Source organism: Pseudoalteromonas sp. OFAV1 (assembly GCF_021532595.1).
Lineage (GTDB): Bacteria > Pseudomonadota > Gammaproteobacteria > Enterobacterales > Alteromonadaceae > Pseudoalteromonas > Pseudoalteromonas lipolytica_C.
The window spans coordinates 19,980-36,351 of record NZ_JAKGBG010000038.1; the positions used below are offsets into that span (position 1 = coordinate 19,980).

Annotated in this window: 14 protein-coding genes and 2 tRNA genes; 9 read left to right on the plus strand and 7 right to left on the minus strand. The window is 40.4% G+C overall.

Annotated features, from left to right (window positions below; translation table 11 throughout):
* Window positions 1–69 precede the first annotated feature (69 nt).
* The 3 genes from hrpA (at window position 70) to L1267_RS17415 (ending at window position 4,755) form a co-directional block, all read left to right on the plus strand.
* On the plus strand, window positions 70–3,960 hold the full coding sequence (hrpA, locus tag L1267_RS17405; protein ID WP_235383608.1) for an ATP-dependent RNA helicase HrpA: 3,891 nt from the start codon (window positions 70–72) through the stop codon (window positions 3,958–3,960).
* Window positions 3,961–4,081: 121 nt separating this feature from the next.
* Window positions 4,082–4,450 (plus strand): response regulator, encoded by a 369-nt coding sequence (locus tag L1267_RS17410; RefSeq protein ID WP_421967025.1) that lies wholly within the window; start codon window positions 4,082–4,084, stop codon window positions 4,448–4,450.
* 8 nt (window positions 4,451–4,458) lie between these two features.
* Window positions 4,459–4,755 (plus strand): PilZ domain-containing protein, encoded by a 297-nt coding sequence (locus tag L1267_RS17415; RefSeq protein WP_235383609.1) that lies wholly within the window; start codon window positions 4,459–4,461, stop codon window positions 4,753–4,755.
* On the opposite strand, the gene L1267_RS17420 is transcribed toward L1267_RS17415, so the two are convergent.
* Window positions 4,752–5,942 carry a class I SAM-dependent methyltransferase gene (locus tag L1267_RS17420; RefSeq protein ID WP_235383610.1) on the minus strand — a complete coding sequence of 397 codons (1,191 nt, stop codon included), beginning with the start codon at window positions 5,940–5,942 and terminating at the stop codon, window positions 4,752–4,754. The genes L1267_RS17415 and L1267_RS17420 overlap by 4 nt on opposite strands.
* A 135-nt stretch (window positions 5,943–6,077) precedes the next feature.
* Here L1267_RS17420 and L1267_RS17425 point away from each other — a divergent pair, with 135 nt between their 5' ends.
* Entirely contained in the window at window positions 6,078–6,725 is a 648-nt protein-coding gene (locus L1267_RS17425; RefSeq protein ID WP_235383611.1) for an HD domain-containing protein, read from the plus strand.
* Window position 6,726: 1 nt separating this feature from the next.
* On the plus strand, window positions 6,727–7,119 hold the full coding sequence (locus L1267_RS17430) for a VOC family protein (protein ID WP_135925323.1): 393 nt from the start codon (window positions 6,727–6,729) through the stop codon (window positions 7,117–7,119).
* A gap of 16 nt (window positions 7,120–7,135) precedes the next feature.
* On the opposite strand, the gene L1267_RS17435 is transcribed toward L1267_RS17430, so the two are convergent.
* Together L1267_RS17435 and L1267_RS17440 are read right to left on the minus strand one after the other, a co-directional pair.
* The gene (locus tag L1267_RS17435; RefSeq protein ID WP_138558592.1) at window positions 7,136–8,125 is read right to left on the minus strand and encodes a response regulator; all 990 of its coding nucleotides are present in this window, start codon (window positions 8,123–8,125) and stop codon (window positions 7,136–7,138) included.
* On the minus strand, window positions 8,122–11,451 hold the full coding sequence (locus tag L1267_RS17440) for a PAS domain S-box protein (RefSeq protein ID WP_235383618.1): 3,330 nt from the start codon (window positions 11,449–11,451) through the stop codon (window positions 8,122–8,124). The genes L1267_RS17435 and L1267_RS17440 overlap by 4 nt, the downstream gene beginning before the upstream one ends.
* A 136-nt stretch (window positions 11,452–11,587) precedes the next feature.
* On the opposite strand from L1267_RS17440, the gene L1267_RS17445 reads away from it, so the two are divergent.
* Window positions 11,588–12,658 carry a GGDEF domain-containing protein gene (locus L1267_RS17445; protein ID WP_135925317.1) on the plus strand — a complete coding sequence of 357 codons (1,071 nt, stop codon included), beginning with the start codon at window positions 11,588–11,590 and terminating at the stop codon, window positions 12,656–12,658.
* On the opposite strand, the gene L1267_RS17450 is transcribed toward L1267_RS17445, so the two are convergent.
* Window positions 12,655–13,635 carry an ion channel gene (locus L1267_RS17450; protein ID WP_235383612.1) on the minus strand — a complete coding sequence of 327 codons (981 nt, stop codon included), beginning with the start codon at window positions 13,633–13,635 and terminating at the stop codon, window positions 12,655–12,657. The genes L1267_RS17445 and L1267_RS17450 overlap by 4 nt on opposite strands.
* 101 nt (window positions 13,636–13,736) lie before the next feature.
* On the opposite strand from L1267_RS17450, the gene L1267_RS17455 reads away from it, so the two are divergent.
* A complete protein-coding gene (locus tag L1267_RS17455; protein ID WP_138558589.1) occupies window positions 13,737–14,417 on the plus strand; it encodes a M48 family metallopeptidase in 681 nt (226 codons plus the stop codon).
* A 24-nt stretch (window positions 14,418–14,441) separates the two neighbouring features.
* Here L1267_RS17455 and L1267_RS17460 read toward each other — a convergent pair.
* Window positions 14,442–14,526: transfer RNA gene (locus L1267_RS17460), tRNA-Tyr, on the minus strand.
* Window positions 14,527–14,570: 44 nt separating this feature from the next.
* Window positions 14,571–14,655: transfer RNA gene (locus tag L1267_RS17465), tRNA-Tyr, on the minus strand.
* Window positions 14,656–14,767: 112 nt separating this feature from the next.
* Between L1267_RS17465 and L1267_RS17470 the strand changes: the two genes are divergently transcribed.
* Both L1267_RS17470 and L1267_RS17475 read left to right on the plus strand, forming a co-directional pair.
* Window positions 14,768–15,283 carry a VC2046/SO_2500 family protein gene (locus L1267_RS17470; RefSeq protein ID WP_138557482.1) on the plus strand — a complete coding sequence of 172 codons (516 nt, stop codon included), beginning with the start codon at window positions 14,768–14,770 and terminating at the stop codon, window positions 15,281–15,283.
* Window positions 15,284–15,440: 157 nt separating this feature from the next.
* A complete protein-coding gene (locus tag L1267_RS17475; RefSeq protein ID WP_235383613.1) occupies window positions 15,441–15,740 on the plus strand; it encodes a DUF6172 family protein in 300 nt (99 codons plus the stop codon).
* A 60-nt stretch (window positions 15,741–15,800) separates the two neighbouring features.
* On the opposite strand, the gene L1267_RS17480 is transcribed toward L1267_RS17475, so the two are convergent.
* Complete coding sequence (locus L1267_RS17480; RefSeq protein WP_235383619.1) at window positions 15,801–16,196, minus strand: hypothetical protein; 396 nt, start codon at window positions 16,194–16,196, stop codon at window positions 15,801–15,803.
* Window positions 16,197–16,372 lie beyond the last annotated feature (176 nt).

Consider the following 16,372-nt stretch of genomic DNA (forward strand, 5'->3'; position numbering starts at 1 on the left):
AGCCATGACCACCTGATAGATTATTTGATACAATATCAGTCTATTGGTTAAGAAATATAAGGGTATCGGGTGGTTAACCTAGGTCCGCTGTTCGGCGAATTAAAAACGTGTTTACGCAAAGATCAATTCATCTTCAAAAAACGCCTACATGGCATCAAAAAAATCAACGATGAAACTAAGCAAGCGAGCATAGCGCAAAAAATAGCAGAAGATATTAGCCGTTCGCAGCAATTACGCGAGCATCGTTTGGCTGCCTTGCCTAAAGTGACCTACCCAGAGCAACTTCCTGTTAGTCAAAAGAAAGATGACATTAAACAGGCGATCGCCAATAACCAAGTGGTGATCATCGCCGGTGAAACAGGCTCAGGTAAAACGACGCAGATCCCAAAAATGTGTTTAGAGCTTGGCCGCGGTGTTGATGGATACATTGGCCACACTCAGCCTCGTCGACTCGCGGCTAGAAGTGTCGCAAATCGTATTGCAGAAGAAATGCAATGCGAGCTAGGTCAACAAGTGGGTTTTAAAATTCGTTTTAGTGACCAAGTCTCCGACAATAGCTACATTAAATTGATGACAGACGGTATCCTGCTGGCTGAAATTCAACAAGATAGGTACCTAAATCAGTACGATACCATCATCATCGATGAGGCCCACGAACGCAGCCTAAATATCGATTTCATCTTAGGCTATTTAAAAAATTTACTGCCAAAACGCCCTGACTTAAAAGTTATTATCACCTCAGCAACAATTGACCCTGAGCGTTTTTCTAAACATTTTGATAATGCGCCAATCATTGAAGTATCTGGTCGTACATTCCCCGTAGAGGTTCGGTACAGACCAACCACTGAAATCAATAAAGACGACATGGAAGCAGATGGTGACCAACTACAGGGAATTTTTGATGCAGTCGATGAGCTTTGCGATGAAGGCCCCGGCGATATTCTGATTTTCATGAATGGTGAACGAGAAATCCGTGATACCGCCGATGCGTTATCGAAGCGAAACCTAAAAGGCACGGATGTTTTACCGCTATATTCGCGTTTATCAAACGCTGAACAAAACCGAATTTTTGCGCCGCACAGTCGCCGTCATATTATTTTAGCCACCAACGTTGCTGAAACGTCATTAACGGTGCCGGGTATTCGCTATGTTATCGACCCAGGTACCGCGCGTATTAGCCGCTACAGCTATCGAACAAAGGTTCAACGATTACCGATTGAGCCAATTTCACAAGCCAGTGCCAATCAGCGTAAAGGTCGCTGTGGTCGTATTGAAGCGGGTATCTGTATTCGTTTATACAGTGAAGAAGACTTTAATTCGCGACCAGAGTTTACCGATCCTGAAATTTTACGCACCAACTTAGCTTCTGTTATTTTGCAAATGCTCGGCTTGGGACTTGGCGATATGCAGCAGTTCCCGTTTGTGCAAGCGCCAGATAGTCGCAATATCAACGATGGTTTAACGCTACTTGAAGAACTCGAAGCAATTAAGCCTGCTAAACGTCATAAAAAGACGGAACTCACTAAATCAGGCAGAAGTTTAAGTCGCTTACCTGTTGACCCGCGCCTAGCAAAAATGGTGCTCACGGCTGATGGCTTAGGCGCACTGCGTGAAGTGATTATTATTGTTGCAGCATTGTCGATTCAAGATCCAAGAGAGCGACCACAAGAAAAACGCGGCGCAGCGGATGAAAAGCATGGCCGCTTTGACGACCCTGATTCAGATTTTATCGCCTTTTTAAATCTCTGGAATTACCTTGAAGAGCAGCAATCTGAATTGAGCAATAGCCAGTTTAGAAAGTTATGCCAAAAGGACTTTTTAGCCTATATGCGTATCCGTGAATGGCAAGATATTGTTTATCAGCTATCAACGGTGTGCAATGAAATGGGCATGAAGGCCACCACCAATGTTGCTGATAGTGACCGAATCCATCAATCTTTATTAAGCGGTATGTTAAGCCATATTGGTTTTAAAGATGAAAAACAAATCTATAAAGGCGCCCGTAATAGCCAGTTTCATATTTTCCCAGGTTCTGGATTATTTAAAAAGAGCCCAAAATGGATTATGGCGGCGGAGCTTGTCGAAACCAGTAAGCTTTATGCTCGCATCAACGCGCGTATAGACTTGAAATGGGTGGAAGGCTTTGCACAGCATTTAGTGAAACGCAGCTACAGTGAACCGCACTGGGAGAAAAAGCCGGGTGCAGTTATCGCGTTTGAACAGCAAACCTTGTATGGCCTATTAATCGTTAATAAGCGCCGCTGTGTGTATAGCAATATTGATCCGAAAGTAAGTCGCGAGTTATTTATTCGCACCGCCTTGGTAGAGCAAGAACTGGGTCAAAATGAAGGTTTTTTACAATATAACCAAGAATTAATTGAAGATATTCAAGTTCTTGAAAATAAATCACGTCGCCGTGATATCTTGGTTGATGAACAAACCTTATTTGAATTTTACGACAAGAAAATTCCGCAAGATGTAAATAATCGTGCCGCGTTTAATAAGTGGTGGAAAGGGCAAAAGCAAAAAGATAAGCGCTTTTTGCATATGTCTCGAGAAGAGTTAATGCAGCATGGTGCCGATCATGTCACCGAGTTTGATTACCCTGATACTTGGCAGCAAGAAAACTTATTATTACCACTGGCTTATCATTTTGACCCGGGCCAAGCCGTTGATGGTGTGGCGGTACAAATTCCGGTGGCACTGTTAAACCAAGTACAAGAAACTGGCTTTGATTGGCATATTCCAGCATTTCGACATGAGTTAATTTGTGCGCTGATCAAATCACTACCAAAAACAATTCGTCGTAATTTCGTGCCTGCACCAAACTATGCCGATGCGGTACTCGCTGCAATCGAGCCAATGCAAGGTAACTTAATTGATGCAATTAGCACGCGTTTATTGCGTATGACTGGGGTGCGTGTTGAGCCTGATGCATGGGATTTATCAACCCTTGCTCCGCATTTACGGCTGCAGTTTGAAGTGCGCGATGAAAACGATAAGTTACTTGCTCGCGGTTTAAATCTGACTAAGCTTAAAGCTCAGTTGCAAGGTAAAGTGACGGATACTTTATCTAAAGTAGCTGACAAGGGTATAGAGAAAGCTGATTTGACCGAGTGGAGTTTTGGAGAGTTACCAAGCTCTTACGTGAAAAAGCAAGGTCAATACGAAATTAAAGCATTTCCGGCGCTGGTGGATAAAAAAGATTCAGCAGCAGTTGAGCTATTTGATAATGAACACAAAGCACAGCAGGCGCACCAACAAGGTTTACGCCGCTTGGTATTATTAAACGTGCCATCACCGATTAAATATTTACAGCAAAACTTACCGAACAAATCTAAATTAGGTTTGTACTTTAATCCGTTTGGTAAGGTGAATGACTTAATTGATGACTGTATCGCAGCAGCCGTCGATAGCCTATTAACTAAATATGGCAACATCCGCACTGCAGAGTCATTTGAAAAGGCCAAAGAGCAAATTCGCGGCGAGCTTGGTGACACAGTTGTTGAGATTGCCACCCAAGTAGAGCAAGTGCTGAGTATAGCTCATGGCTTAAATAAACGTATGAAAGGACGCGTTGATTTAACCATGATTACGGCGCACGGTGATATTAAATCACAGTTACAAAGCTTAGTGTTCAAAGGCTTTGTAAGCCAGCACGGCGCAGCAAAAATGACAGATTTAATTCGTTACTTAAAAGCTATTGAACGCCGCTTAGAAAAGTTACCGGTTGATCCTAATCGCGATCGTTTATGTGTATTAGAGCTTGAAAAAGTGGCCGAGCAATATCAAAAACTTACTAACAAAATTCCAAAGGGGATGCCTGTACCAGAAGAGATTTCAAATATCTTTTGGATGCAACAGGAGTTACGCGTTTCTTTATTTGCACAAACACTGGGGACACCCTATCCTGTATCTGCAAAGCGTGTACTAAACGCAATTAAAGAAAGTGAGTTATAATTAATGTAAAGGTATTATGGTGAGGGTGAATCCTCATCAAATTGAGTCAAATACGTGACTACTAAAAGGAGAGAGTGTGGGCATTGAAAAGGAAAGACCGATTTCTATTCCTGAGCGCAGCATAAATCGGCCTCAACAAACTATCTTAATTGTTGATGATGAATATTTTAATTATGAGATGCTCAAAGCAAGTTTAGGAAATGAGTTTTCGCTAAGTTACGCGAATTCAGGGGCCTCTTGTTTAACATCGGCTATTGCTGAGCCCCCTGATGCAATCCTTTTAGATGTATGTATGCCTGGCCTTGATGGTTATGACACGTGTCGATTATTAAAAAATACACCTGAAACAGCAAAAATTCCTGTGGTTATGGTGTCTGGACTTGAGACAGAGCTTGAGAAAAAAGCGGGTTTTGATGCCGGATGTGACGCCTATGTAGTGAAGCCATTTTCTGTTAAAACACTTATTGAGAAAATAAAAACACTGGTATAGGAGGCCATATGTTTCATGAGGAGAAACGTGACTTTCGCCGTATGCAAATTCACACCCCTGCAAAGTTAATTCCGCTAGAAGGCGGAGAGGGCAAAGAAGTTGCTGCAATTTGTACAGATTTAAGTGCCACAGGGTTAGCTGTGCAGCTTGATGATGTATTAGAAATAGGTAGCTTATATCGAGTGTTAATTGCTTCTACAAGTACAGCAATTACTTCGTTTGATGCCACAGCTAAAGTTGTGCGAGCAACCAAGGAGCAAGATGGCTCCTTGAGTGCCGGTTTAGAAATTGTAAATTTTAACTAGTAAACCTTACAGATCAGGCCTTTCAGATAAAAGCCTTCTGGGTAGCTGCCAGCAATTGGGTGGTCGGCAGCTTGGTTTAGTCGCTCCATGATCAATAAGTCTTTACCTGCATCAAGGGCAGCATCCGCAACCACTTTTTGAAATAAGTTTTGTTCCATTAATCCAGAGCACGAGAAGGTGAGTAAGGTTCCACCTGGTTTTAAGATTTGCATCGCAATCATATTGATATCTTTATAACCACGACACGCACCCGTTAATTGCGCTTTGTTGTCAGCAAATTTTGGTGGATCCATAACGATAGTATCAAATTGCACACCTTCATCACGGTATTGGCGTAATAACTTAAAGACATCTTGCTTCACAAAATCAACTTTAGATAAATCGAGGTTGTTGTGCTCAACGTTACGCTTAGCAGTATCAAGCGCTGGCTGTGACACATCCACGTTAGTAACGTGCTTACAGCCACCACGTAACGCATAAAGCGAGAAAGTACCTGTGTAGCTAAAGCAGTTTAATACTGTTTTGTCTTTAACAAAGCGCTCAAGAGCAGCACGACTATCACGTTGGTCTAAATAAAAGCCTGTTTTGTGGCCTTCAAGAATGTCTACTTCGAGTTTAAGGCCATTTTCTTCGATGATGACAGGTTCTGTTGGTTCCTTACCCCAAAGTAGGCCCTTGATTGGCTCAAGACCTTCTTTAGTGCGAACATCAACATCTGATCGTTCATAAATATCGCAACCTGGGAAAATAGCCATCAGTGCAGCAACAATTTCACCTTTATGGCGTTCTGCACCGGCACTTAGTAGTTGACAAACAAGTACATTATCAAATTTATCGATAGTAATACCGGGAAGGTAATCAGACTCAGCAGCACTTAAACGAAAACCGGTTAAACCGCCTTCGCTGATCACCTGCTCGCGGGCTGCATAGGCACGGCGCAAACGTTTTTCAAAGAATGCTTGGTCAATGATTTCGTTTTGATCAAAACTCCATACGCGAGCGCGAATTTGCGATTGCGGACTGTAAGCAGCAATGGCTAAAAACTTACCGCCATTGTCATAGATAGTGACAGTATCCCCTAGTCCTGGCTTACCTTTTACTTTCTTAATGGCTTTTGAGAACACCCATGGGTGTTTTCTTTTTAATGATTTTTCACGTCCAGCTTGCAGGTAAATAGCAGATGACATAGGGATTCTCGCGTCAAACAAAAGGGGGCATAGTTTAATGAAGCACTGGCAAACATACAATGAATGTTTTGAACAAATCCAGCAAGCACGCTAAAGTAAACATAATTTCAATTAGTTAATGGTAATAGCCTGTATATGCAGCCAGAAATAGACTTTGCAGCTTTAGAAACTCAGTGTCGAGATTTTATTATGTCTTTACTCCATGCCGATGTCGCACACGATATAAGTCATATCGAGCGTGTTGTGAGGGTTGCAAAACAGTTATGTATTGCCGAGCAGGCAGAAATAGCAGTAGTGTTACCAGCTGCTTGGTTACATGATTGTGTTGCGGTTGCAAAAAATCACCCAGACCGTGCAAAAGCATCGACTATGGCCGCAGACAAAGCGTTGAGTTTTTTAGCCTCAATTAATTATCCTGAGCAGTATTTTAGTGCTATTCATCATGCTATTGCGGCACATAGCTTTAGTGCCAATATCAAAGTCCAAAGTGTCGAAGCGCAAATTGTGCAAGACGCGGATCGAATGGATGCATTAGGTGCAATTGGTGTGAGTCGCTGCATGAAAGTAGGGGGCTCAATTGGTCGCTACCTGTATCATAAAGACGATCCATTTTGTTTAAACCGCGAACCAGACGATACAAAATATACCCTCGATCATTTTTTCATTAAGTTGTTACACATCAGCGAGAGTATGAACACGCCATCAGCAAAGGATGAGGCTAAACGACGTACAGAATACATGCTCGCATTTTTAGAACAGTTGAAAACTGAGATAGGGGAGTAACATGGCTATTCCGTCACTATCTGGAGTTGATCACTGCCACTTAAATGTTGATGATTTAGCGGCTGCAGTAAAGTGGTATCAACAAGTACTTGGTTTTAGTGTGGTACCTGAACTCGCTTTTTGGGATGAAGGAAAAGGCCCTTTAACTTTAGAAGATCAAGCAAAGACGATTCGTTTGGCGCTATTTGAAGCAGAAGGCACCAGTAAAGGAATTGCCTTTGGCGCAGATGCAGCACAGTTTTTAGCGTGGCTTGAGCATCTAGCTCAATTTGATATTAAAACCGTTGTTGCAGATCATGGTGTTACTTACTCAATGTATTTTAAAGACTGTGCCGGTAACAGCCATGAAATTACTTCTCACGATTATGAAGCAATTAAAAAAGGCCTCAAATGAGGCCTTAAATACACTATTAGTTGCTATAAGTGTTTTTGATTTCTATGATGCTGTCTATTTGACCGATAAATAAATCGATAAGTTGTGGGTCAAAATGCTTACCGGCTTCGTCTTTCAATAAGTCGATGGCTTCTTCAACTGACCAGGCTTTTTTGTAAGGGCGCTTCGACGTCAATGCATCAAATACATCTGCAATTGTGACAATACGTCCTTCAATACTGATCTCTTCGCCTTTAAGGCCATACGGGTAACCTGTACCATCCCATTTTTCATGGTGTTCAAGCGCAAGCTTATGAGCGAGCTGTAATAATGGCGAACTTGAGTTTTCTAGAATTTTAGCGCCAATGAGAGCATGTTGTTTCATATGCTCATACTCTTGCTCATTTAAACGTCCTGGTTTTAAAAGAACAGCATCAGGAATTCCTATCTTGCCGATATCATGCATAGGCGCTGCTTGCCTAAGCTGCTCTGCTTCATGCTCACTCATACCATAGGCAAGTGCTAATATTTTACTGTAACGGCTCATACGAGAAATGTGCTCGCCAGTGTCGGTGTCTTTGTATTCTGCGGCGCGGCCTAAGCGTTGGATCAAATCAATATGCGCCAGTTGTAACTGTTCAGCATGAACTAACGATAGATGGTTTTTTACACGAGCCTTTACGATCGCAGGGCTAATTGGTTTGGTAATATAATCGACTGCACCAAGGGCAAAGCCTTCAGATTCATCTTGCTCATGAGAGAGCGCGGTGACAAAAATGACAGGAATATGCGCTGTTTTTGGGTTTGCTTTTAATACTTTACAGACTTCAAAACCAGTCATATCTGGCATCATGATATCCAGTAAAATTAGCTTTGGTGGTTCATTTTCAACAAGCTGCAATGCAAGCTCGCCAGACTTAGCAAATGATAGCCGGTAATCTTTAGAGAGCACTTCTCTGAGGACTTTGAGGTTTGCAGGTTCGTCGTCGACTACAAGAATTCTTTCACGTTCTGAAACGGGAGTCATTTGTGTTCCTTAGCAGCTAAGAGGCATTGCTTTAACTCAGTTAAAGCCTGCATCGCTGCATCAAAATCAAAATTATCAAAATGCGCACAAATTTCAACAACCCTGTCTTTATACTCCGCTGGGGCCTCTGTTTGAACAAGGTTTAATAGTTCATCGTCTATTTCTGCGTGTTCAGCTTGCGTGAGCAGTTTATTAACTTTAGCTATTAATGCGCCTATGGGAATAGCGTGCTCCAGTGGTTGATCAACTTTTGACTGGTTAAGGTCCCCAAGCTGAGAGTAAAGAATACGCCATTCTTGTTCACACTCGTCAATCAGTGCAGCAAAGCTATCCTTTTCACGCTCTTTTTCAGCTAAAGTCAGTAGGTCTAATAACTTTGCAAGTGCTAAATTCCCTGCAACACCTTTTAAGGTATGTAAAATTGATTTTTGCTCTGCTTCGCTGAGTGTGGATCCCTTAAGTCGTAGAATACTATGTTGGTGGTTAGCTAGGAATAAGCCAATTTCAGTATTTAGCTTTTCTTTCGAACCCCACAATAACACCCCTTTATCGTAGTTTATGTGTTTTTTATCATTACTTTCGTAGTAATCATGGGTAGTACTAATGTCTAAACCAAGTACTTTGGCTATTTCATGATTTAGTTGACTAATGTCCACAGGTTTATTCGCAAAGCCATTCATGCCAGCTTGTTTAGTGGTCAACTTATCTTGTTGAAGAACGCTTGCGGTGAGGGCGATAATTGGCGTAACTTTTATTTGTTGTATTTGCTCTAATTCCCGTATCTTCTTACACGCGGTTAAACCATCACACTCAGGCATATGAATATCCATTAAAATGACATCGAAAGTTTGCTTTTCGAACGCTGCAATAGCCTCAAAACCATTGCTTGCGGTTGTGATAGTATGACCTGCCTGCGATAACAAGATTTTAAGTAGCTCGATATTTTGCTCAATATCGTCAACAACTAAAATTCGCAAAGGTGGTAAGGTGAGCTTACTGTGATTAAGAGTATCAACTTGTTTTGCATCTCCCTCTTGTAAGGGGAGCGTGAAATAAAAACAACTACCTTGTCCTTCATCGCTAATTACATTGATAGTCCCACCCATTAATTCAACTAATTGCTTGCTGATAGTCGTACCAAGACCTGTGCCTCCAAAACGTCGAGTCATTGTGCCATCTGCTTGCTCAAATGGTTGAAAAATAGCATTTAAACGGTGTTTAGCAATACCAATACCTGTGTCTTTAATTTCAAAGAAGAGTTGATTATTTTGCGTTTTACTGACGCTGACTGTCACAGAGCCTTGCTCTGTAAACTTGATAGCATTGCCTAGCAAGTTATTCATAACTTGGCGAATACGTATTTCATCACCGATATAAACAGGTGCAACATCGTCGTTGATCTTCAGATCAAGCAGTAAATTTTTTCGCTTTGCTTCAAGCCAAAAAGTAGAAACGATGTTATCGAGCAGTGTCTGTAAATTAAAATGCTCAAGTTGTATGTCGAGTTTGCCCTTTTCTAACTTAGCAGAATCTAATACTTCATTAAGCAAGTGCAGTAATGAGCGTGCTGACTTATTAACGGTAATAATATGCTTTTGCTGTTCTTTACTTAATGGGCTATCCATTAAAATATCACTAAAGCCAATAATAGCATTCATAGGTGTGCGAATTTCATGACTCATATTTGCCATAAATGATTGCTTCGCATGAGCCGCAGCCTCAGCTTCTTGCTTTGCTTGCTTTAGTGATTCTTCATATTCATGACGAGCCGTGATATCGATTAATACACCATCAATGCACTTTTTATCAGTATCGACAGTTTCGTTTACTAATCCTTGCTCTAGTAGCCAGATAATCTTACCGTTGCGATGGCGAATGCGATATTCAACGGCGTATTGAGTGTTGTTTACTGCAGCATTTGAGATAATTTCATTAATAGATTGTTTATCATCGCCATGAATGATTTGCTCAAAATTAATTCGACCTGAAACAAACTCATCAGGGCTGTATCCCGTTAAATCTAAAACGCTGGGGCTAATAAACAGCATACTCCAGTTTTCGTCTAATAGGCACCGAAATACAGCACCCGGCATATTATCCATCAAGGTGCGGTATTGTTTCTCTTTTTCTTCAAGACTTTGCTGCAAAGCACGCTGTTCTGTTAGGTCAGTAATAAAACCGACAAACAGTGGCTCTTTGTCTGGTTGTTTTACTTCGCCAAGCCCTAACCGGATAGGAAATAAGTGTCCATGCTTGTGTTTAGCATAAACATTTCGGTTTACCCCGATGATTTTTTTAACTTCATGATTACTGCTATTTGATAAGTAGTCATCATGTTGAGCTGCAATATCATCATTCATTAGTATTTTTACATTTTTGCCTAACACTTCGTGTTGCTGCCAGCCAAAAATGTTCTCTGCTGCTTTATTAAAGCTCAATATCACTCCTTTGATGTTGATAGTCACAATACCATCAACAGCAGTGCTTAAAATGGCTTCTAGACGAGATTCTTCTGCAGACTTTTCAGCGAGTAGCAAGCGAAAACGCACCATACCGTTAAATATTCCGACTAAAGTGGTAAGTAATACGGTGGCGAATGAGACGCTAATTGCAATAAAAACCAGCTGCGATGTTTGGACATTTTCAGATAGCAGAGGGGATGTGGCTACAAACCGAGTTGCAGCCATACCCATGTAATGCATTCCTGATACTGCAAAACCAAATATAATGGCGCAAATAAGGCGATTTTGGAGCGCTGATAGTGCCTTGAAGTGATCACTCAAATGAAAACGTGAATACAACCCGATAAAAGATAAAAGGACAGCAACAATTATGGAGGCTGAAAACCAGCTAGGATCATAGCGAAGCAGAGGGCTCATCTCCATCGCAGCCATGCCTGTATAATGCATTGTGCCAATACCTGCTCCAAGTAAAACTGATCCCAAGGCTAATTTAATTGCACGCGGGATACCCGACATATAATGGCGCCTGAAGATTGAAAAGCATATGTAACAAGCTAAAAATGCAGGTAGGAAGGATAAAAACGTGAGTGTGGGGTCGTAATTAACTGTCGTACACAGAGAAAAAGCGAGCATACCGATAAAATGCATACTCCATATCCCACCAGACATCACTAATGCGCCCGTTGCACTGCCTAACCTTTGGTACGAGATAAACTCAGTCTTGTTTGCTAAATCTATAATATAAAGTGAAAAATAGGCGGCAAAAATAGCTGTTGCGATTGAAAGCGTCACTAATGTGGGGTCGTAGATCCCATTAACAATTAAGCTGGGATTTTGATCGGTTATAAAAAACGTATTTATCATCATATTTATTCGTCACTGCCTTTATAACTAGTCTAATATAAATTGTTAGTTATTTTGAGAAAATACTCTAACTAAACTTCGTAGGTTTTAATTCCTTGGCTATATTTAGTTAAAAAGGAGTATTTTGAGGTGGTAAATGCGTAGAACTGAACAGACTTTAGTAGACCAAATGAAAATTAATGACGTTGAAATTCAGCACAGAATGAGTTTACTGGGGCTCACTTCGAAAAGTTTATCATCACTAATTAATTACAAACCAATTATTGAATCAGCGATTGAAGATGTGGTGAGTGATTTTTATAAAAAGCAAACAGAAGTCGATGAAATATCATTGTTAATTGGTGATGCCGATACATTAACCCGATTAAGAGATGCGCAGCGTCAATATATTATTGATTTATTTTGTGGTCGCTATGAGCATGAATATGTCAACAATAGACTAAGAATTGGTATGGTTCACAAACGTATTGGGGTAGAACCTAAACTCTATTTGTCGGCAGTTTGTACGCTTAAAGAACTGATCTTTGATGTGCTTAGAGATAAGATTAGTGACCACACTGAATTACAACAAACTCTAACGGTTATTGATAGATTAATTTATTTTGATACTACCTTAGTGTTTGATACTTACATAGACAGCTTAGTTGGAGAGATTGAGAACGCCAAACGTCGAACAGAAGTCTACGCAAAAGGACTTGAAGAAAAGGTCGCACAACGAACTCAAGAGCTTGAAAAGCTGGCTAAACTAGACCCTCTCACGAACCTTTATAATCGACGCGTAATGCAAGAGCTTTTACAGCGTGACTTAGCAAGAGCTCGGCGCCATAAATCACCGCTTACAATTGTCTATTTTGACTTAGATGACTTTAAATCAATCAACGATACGCAAGGCCATCAAAAAGGCGATGAAGTTCTTAAGTACATAGGCCAATATTTGTTGGAAAATATTCGTGAAATAGACGTTCCATGTCGTTACGGCGGTGATGAATTTTGCATCATTTTGCCAGATTGTGAAGTTGCTAGTGCAACCCATATCTGTGAAAAGCTAATAGGTATTTTTGAGGAGCAGTATCCGGAATTACATTTAAGTGTTGGCATAATCGCAGCCCCACTTGATAGCACTGTTGATGCAGAAGAACTAATTAACCGAGCAGATAAAAAAATGTATCAAGCTAAAAAGCACGTTGGTTCATACATTATGCTTTAGCGAGTCATACGTTTTACGAATACAACCACAAACAAAGCGAGAGAAAAACTACCACAAAATGCTTCTAATGCAGCAATAAATCGTGAAAAACCTATGGGAGTTATATCTCCGTATCCAAGCGTTGTGAATGTTACTACACTAAAGTAAAAACTATTCAATAAGGCAGATAAGTTGTCTTGCCAAGTGTTATCAAGGCTAAGTTGCAAAATTGTATCGCTATAGCTGACACCGAATAGAAAGTAACAAATTGCGCAGCAGATTATCAGCGAAAGGCTAAAGCGAATAACGTTTTCAGGCTTTTCACCATACCCACAAAGCATATCAATAAAACTCGACGTAATCTGTTTTGTTGATCCTTTTGGATATTGGGCATGGCGCATTCTAAGCTCTTTATAAGTAAAGTTGCCAGCCAGTTCAAAAAGTCCTTGGTTTTCAGATGCCTTCCTTAAGTTTCGATATATCTCTTCGGATTGTTCGAACAAGTCACGAGCTTCATCATACTGTCTATTTTTGCGAGCTTTAATGGCCTGTGCTTCTTGCAGTAAATGCTCGCCTAAATCGATATTGTCAATACGACTATCATTAAACTTAACCCCTAATAAGTTTGTATTCTTTAAATCGCAATAATGTAAGCTGGCATCGTGAAGATTTGCTTTCATTAATGATGCGTTAGCGATTTTGTTATTAAAAAGGTGTGCGCCTGATAGGTTTGCTCGATAAAAGTTACAGTAGGATAGGTCATATCCCTCCTCATCATCCTGCTTAATAAGATTAAGACCACTGAGGTTAGCGCGCTTTAGCTGTAACCCATGCAGTAAACCGCCTTTTTTCGCATAACGCTCTAATTTCTGGGTTAGATCTAGTCCTGACTTATCAAACTTACTATCGTGCCAAAAACAGAATCCAGACCCCATATCGGTTTCCAAGCATTTCTTTCCCGAAGGCGAGGTATAACTACAACAAGGTTTATCAGACATAAACATGAAAATTATTTGTTGGTCATCTTTATAGATTAGCAGTTATTTTACAGGGTAAAATGGAATCCATACTTTTTATTAATTGAATTGGCTTATATTTGTTGAACTACACCCTAAAGCGCAGTAAACGCAGAACCACAGTGGCAATTAAAGTTGCCCAGCAGAAACTCACTGTTTATGCGCCTTTTTATGTTCCACAAACTGAGATTGATGCCTGGTTAAAGACCAAGCAAGATTGGGTCGATGAACAAATTGCCAAACAATCCATTCATGCTGAACGCCGCCAACTTCCTCTTGTAAACGCGGCGATTAAGTTATTTGGACAAAATGTGCCGATAGTATTTGCTAAAGGCACTAAAAGCACTTGGCAACAAGATGCACAGTGTCGGCTTATTTTATCTATTTCATCACGGGTCAAACATCAAGAAGCAAACTATTTAGCACTGCTCGAGCAGTTTTTACACGAAAAGCTAGAGAGTTATATCGAAATGCGTGTTCATGATTATTGTTTGCAGATGTCTGAAGCTCTGCCCACAAAACTTAAAATTCAACATTATAAACGTCGTTGGGGAAGTTGTAATAAGCGTCGAGAGCTGACCTTTAATTTACATTTAGCGAGTGCACCGACATGGGTGATTGATTATGTGGTTGTACACGAACTTGCTCATCTTAAACATATGAATCACAGTGCTAAGTTTTGGCAACGTGTTAGACAGTTTTATCCAGACTATAAAAACGCTGAGCAATGGTTGAAACAAAATGGCAGTAGTTTGAGCTGGTAGCGATAAGCTAGAAAGAGTAAAGAGTGGTGGAGGGAGCTGGATTCGAACCAGCGAAGGCTGAGCCGTCAGATTTACAGTCTGATCCCTTTGGCCGCTCGGGAACCCCTCCACACAGATTTTACTATTGCATTTGGCCCCACTACCAGAAGGAAGTGGTGGAGGGAGCTGGATTCGAACCAGCGAAGGCTGAGCCGTCAGATTTACAGTCTGATCCCTTTGGCCGCTCGGGAACCCCTCCAATGCAACGGCGCTGATAATAGCAAACTGGTTATTTAAGTAAAGAAAAAAACTAAAGAAAATTGGATTAATGCCGATAACTGATTAATCTGGAATCTATTTGGCTAAAGTCTATGCAAGTTGATGGTTTGTTGCTCAATGAGAGTCAACTCGATAATCGTCTTAATAAAAGTGTTCATGAACATCGCTCTGGTGAGTTTGCATTATTATTAGCAATGCTCTCACATGACGCACTTGATTTTAGTCAATTTCATCTACCTAAAACAGAAATAAGTAATCCTCACGTTTCAGAAGAGGTGCTTAGAGCCCAGTTAGGGGCAGGTCCTAAGCAATCATTAGCACCAGAGCAATTTGATATGTTGATTGGTCAAGATAATGCTCTTCGATTACTTCAAGGTGGTCTTTCAGACATTCGCTTACGTCATTGTTTAGCACCTGAGCCATTGCATGTTCGAGATGATAAAAATCACATTCCACTAGAAGTGATAGACAATTGTGAGCCCGCAGTAAGAAAACGCTACCTTGATAAAAATCAACCAACTGAGCGTGCCCAAATTGACGCTGCAGCTTTTTACGATAGTTTAACAGAAGATGCTATTCATCAACCTTTGCATTTAATTTCAGCCTAATTGATTAACTACATTGTCACATAAATAAATTAATCTACACTTTAATAAGTAAATTCAAGCAACATAAGAAAAAATACAGCTAATTTTTTATGGCCTTGTTATACTGTGTGCCTATGGCTTAGCGCCATTGTCATTGAACCAAGCTATTAGGACTATAATGAAGAAGACATTCACGCTTAACCACGAGAAGATTAAGTACCCTCGCATGGTTGATGCAGCCAAACACGAAGTAAAAAAATATTTGAAACGTGAGCGTAATAAAACACTCCCAGCTGATGCTGATTATTGGGCATTTGACTGTAAGTTTGGTGAATCAGCGGATGAAGCCGAAGTTGTTCACGTAGCAGAGATTAATAAATGTATTAGTGATATTGAAGCCAAAGGCTTAACATCGTTTTATGTTGAGATCTTAGCGCGCCCTACACAGCGTCAACACCAAGAATTTGATGAAGAGTAATTTATACACGGAATCAAAAAATGGGCCTTTTTAGGCCCATTTTTACTTTAAGATAACTATCTATCGAGCAAATGGATCGGCGTTAATCTTTTCTATATACCAATTACCTTTTTTGCGGATCATTTTTACACTGCGCATATCATCCACTTTTTTACCGTTGAAGTAACCCGTAAAGATTAAATTAATATTAGCCTTATCACCGTACTGTTCACGTAAACTCATATTGGTCATATCAACTTCAATTACAACTTCGTCGTATTGCATGTTAATTAGGTTACGAGCGAATTGGTTTGCGGTGCCATAAGACTTCATAATGCGAGCCATTTTTGGAGTTGCGTATTCCATGGCTTGATTTAAATCGTTTTGGTTATACAGTGCATCAAAATAAAGCGTGGCTGTGTTGCCTGGGGTATTTTTTTCGCCCTGAGGTGACTCTTCAGAGCCACAACCCAACATTAAGCAACTACTCAATAGAGCAAAAATTAAGAGTACGTTTTTCATTATGCTTTGATTTGCTAGATTAAATAATTTTAAGTGTGTGACTAAATGACTGAGATGTAAAGTTAACTTAGTAAAATTGTGGGATTTATTTTTGCTTGGTAATAAAAAAGGATGCCTTGGCATCCTTTCTT

Bases quoted from the DNA above. Each gene is read 5' to 3' on its own strand.
- L1267_RS17415 (WP_235383609.1), top strand. From the start codon at position 4,459: ATGTTTCATGAGGAGAAACGTGACTTTCGCCGTATGCAAATTCACACC.
- L1267_RS17420 (WP_235383610.1), bottom strand. From the start codon at position 5,942: ATGTCATCTGCTATTTACCTGCAAGCTGGACGTGAAAAATCATTAAAA.
- L1267_RS17425 (WP_235383611.1), top strand. From the start codon at position 6,078: ATGCAGCCAGAAATAGACTTTGCAGCTTTAGAAACTCAGTGTCGAGAT.
- L1267_RS17430 (WP_135925323.1), top strand. From the start codon at position 6,727: ATGGCTATTCCGTCACTATCTGGAGTTGATCACTGCCACTTAAATGTT.
- L1267_RS17435 (WP_138558592.1), bottom strand. From the start codon at position 8,125: ATGACTCCCGTTTCAGAACGTGAAAGAATTCTTGTAGTCGACGACGAA.
- L1267_RS17440 (WP_235383618.1), bottom strand. From the start codon at position 11,451: ATGATAAATACGTTTTTTATAACCGATCAAAATCCCAGCTTAATTGTT.
- L1267_RS17445 (WP_135925317.1), top strand. From the start codon at position 11,588: ATGCGTAGAACTGAACAGACTTTAGTAGACCAAATGAAAATTAATGAC.
- L1267_RS17450 (WP_235383612.1), bottom strand. From the start codon at position 13,635: ATGTCTGATAAACCTTGTTGTAGTTATACCTCGCCTTCGGGAAAGAAA.
- L1267_RS17470 (WP_138557482.1), top strand. From the start codon at position 14,768: ATGCAAGTTGATGGTTTGTTGCTCAATGAGAGTCAACTCGATAATCGT.
- L1267_RS17475 (WP_235383613.1), top strand. From the start codon at position 15,441: ATGAAGAAGACATTCACGCTTAACCACGAGAAGATTAAGTACCCTCGC.
- L1267_RS17480 (WP_235383619.1), bottom strand. From the start codon at position 16,196: ATGTTGGGTTGTGGCTCTGAAGAGTCACCTCAGGGCGAAAAAAATACC.